The organism is uncultured Georgenia sp. (assembly GCF_937958535.1).
Lineage (GTDB): Bacteria > Actinomycetota > Actinomycetes > Actinomycetales > Actinomycetaceae > Oceanitalea.
Genome location: NZ_CALGNQ010000107.1, coordinates 1 through 3,073 on the forward strand (window position 1 = coordinate 1; position 3,073 = coordinate 3,073).

Below are 3,073 nucleotides of genomic sequence, written 5' to 3' on the forward strand. Positions count from 1 at the left end.
AGGTTCTCGATGAACGTCTTGAGCTCGGCCAGCTTGGTCTGCACCTCGTCCTTGCCGGCCACCAGGTAGGTGGCGGCGTTGCGCATCTCCTCGTAGGTGACGTTGATGTTGGCCACGGAGTTGTCTCCTTCGGGTCGGTGCCCCGCCGCCCTCCGGCGAGGTCGTGCACGACATTCCTATCGAACGTCGGTGGGCTTGTCGCCCATCTCCCATGGGGAGAACTCCCCTGGTCAGGTGAGCAGCGGGAGCTGGACGCGGCGCACCTTGGCCTTGTCCACGAGCATGCCCCGGCCCACCGGGAACTCCTTGCGCTGGACGCGCGGGAAGGACGTGCGGAACAGGGTGTCTCCCTCGAGCTGGTCGGGCTGCAGCGCCAGTCCCCGCCGACCGTTGCGGATCTCCGAGACGAGCGGCCAGGAGGCACCCCAGGTGCTCGTGTCGCCCTCCCCGATGACGAAGTGCTCGTTGCGCTTGACCGCCTTGATCACCTCGACCAGCGGCGCGTCGGCGGGTGAGGTGAGGAAGTCGGCGAGCGCCTCGATGACGACGACGTAGCCCACCTCGCCCTCGGGCGGCGGTTCCCTGAGGTCCCCGACGACGGCCTTGGCCAGCTCGGCCACCTCCGCGGTGCCGGTCGCGGCCTGCTCCCACAGGTCGAGCCCGCGCAGCCCGGAGCGGCGGGCACCGAAGTAGAGGAAACGCGCCTCGGGGTGGGCCTGCTGGACCGACCGCACGAGCCAGTGCAGCGCGTTGGTGCGCCCGGACTGCGGCGGCCCGGCGAGGAGGAAGGTGCCCAGCGCCTCGATGCCGACCGGCTCCAGCGTGTCGTCGGCGACCCCGACGGCGGGGAAGCCGTCCACGTGCCGCGGCATGGTGTCGGCCGGGATGAGCTCGGGCAGGCGGCGCACCGCCGGTGCCTCGGGAACCCCGGCGCGGCGCAGGGTGCCGGCGAGCTTCTCGATCGCCCGCACCTGCTCGGCGAGGTTCGGCGAGCCGCCGAGCACCGCCACCTGCATCTCCAGCCCGCCGACGATGGCGCGTCCGGGCGGGGAGGACTCGTCCAGGACGTCCTTGGGGGCGCCGAGCTGGGCGTAGGCGGCGGCGTCGACCTGGCGCATGACGATCTTGCGCTGCAGGCTGCCGGCGACCGAGGACGGGATCGAGCCGTGCCGGTCCGCGGTGACGGCGACGTGCACACCGGCCGAGCGGCCGTCGACGAGCAGCTGGAGGAACAGCTGGTAGTAGGGCATCCGGGAGGCGACGGCCTCCCACTCGGTGCGGAAGGCGCCGTAGCCGTCGATGAGGAGGAGGATCCGCGGCTCGTCGGGGCGGCCGGCGATCGTGCGGTACTCCTCGATGGTGCTGGCGCGGGCCGCCGCGTAGCGGGCGGAGCGCTCCTCCACGGTGTCGCGCAGCCGGCGCAGCAGCCGCTGGATGCGCTCGGCGTCGTCCCCGTCGATGATCGACCCGACGTGCGGCAGGTTCTCCAGCGGCGCGAGCCCGCCGGAGGAGAAGTCCAGCCCGTAGACCTGCACCGGGCCGCCGCGCGGGGTGATGCCCGCGGAGATCGCCAGGGTGCGCAGCGCGGTGGACTTGCCCGAGCCGCTCGCGCCGTAGAAGGCGATGTTGCCGTCGACGTCGGGGCGGTAGTAGGTGGTGACCTGGCGCTGGCGGGCCGGGTCGTCGACCACGCCGAGCGGCAGCTCGGAGTCGGTGCGCGGGTGCAGCGCCGACAGGTCCTGGACCGGGGCGAGGGTGGGCAGCCACGGCTTGCGCGGCTCGGGGACCTCCGCCGTGCGGGCCGCCTCACGGATCGAGTCGACGATGCGGCGGATGTCCGTCGGTCCCTCGTCGGCCGGGCCGAGGTCGGCGTCCTCCGGCTGCTCGGGCCGCTCCCAGCGGGTGCCGGTGCCCATGGTCAGGGTCTCGACCTCGACCTGGGGCTTGGGCCGCGCCGTCGTCGACCGCCCGCCCGCGTAGCCGGTCTGGAACATCGTCACCCGGCCCGGGCCGGTGCGGGCGGCGCCGCGGCCGGGCAGCGCGGGGTCGAAGCCGGCGGCCAGCGGCAGCCCGAGGACGTCGGTGGAGTCGGACTCGTCGTTCATCCGCAGCGCCACCCGCAGGTTGGTGTTGGCGCGCAGGTTGTCCTTGATGACGCCCGCGGGGCGCTGCGTGGCGAGCACGAGGTGCAGCCCCAGGGAGCGGCCGCGCTGGGCGACGTCGACGACACCGTCGACGAACTCGGGCACGTCGGTGGCCAGGGCGGCGAACTCGTCGACGATGATGATGAGGCTCGGTGGGCACTCCGGGTCCCCGGTGCGCTCCAGGGAGACGAGGTCCTTGGCGCCCTTGCGGTTGAGCAGGTGCTCGCGGTGGTGCAGCTCGGCCCGCAGCGAGGTCAGTGCGCGTCGCACGAGGTGCGGGGAGAGGTCGGTGACGAGCCCGACGGTGTGCGGCAGGTCGACGCAGTCGGCGAACGCGGAGCCGCCCTTGTAGTCGACGAAGAGGAAGGTCACCCGGTCCGGGCTGTGCGCCGCGGCCATGCCGAGCACCCAGGACTGGAGGAACTCCGACTTCCCGGCGCCGGTGGTGCCGCCCACGAGCGCGTGCGGGCCCTGGGTGCGCAGGTCGAGGGTGAAGGGCTCGGTGGCAGCCTGCCCGATGAGGGCGCGCAGGGTGGCGTCGTGACGGCGCCGCTGCGGCGGGCTGCCGTCGCGGGGCACGAGCGAGCCGTTCTCCCGCCACCGCTCGAGGGTGGCGGCCGGGCCGTCGGCGGTCTCCGGCCCGACGAGGCTGAGGTAGGACACCCGCGCGGGCAGGTCGGAGGCGTCGTCGACCGGGGCCCCGGCGTCGACGACGGCGGCCAGGTGCTTGGCCAGCGAGAGCGCCTGCTCCGCGGTCACCGTCTCGCACATGAGCGGCTGGACCGCCGACCCGGTGCGCACGTAGCCGGCGGTCCCGGCCTCCGTCGCGGTGGAGACGGTGAGGAACGTGCGGCACACGGCCGGGAGCCGCTCCTGGGCGGCGGCGCACCACAGCACGTGGATCCCGACGGCGGGACCCTCCTCGGCGA

The 3,073-nt window shown here is 73.8% G+C and carries 1 protein-coding gene; it reads right to left on the bottom strand.

Annotated elements, in window-relative coordinates:
* Positions 1-230: 230 nt before the first annotated feature.
* A partial coding sequence (locus tag Q0195_RS05940; protein ID WP_299275861.1) for an FtsK/SpoIIIE domain-containing protein occupies positions 231-3,073 on the bottom strand: 2,843 nt, incomplete at its 5' end.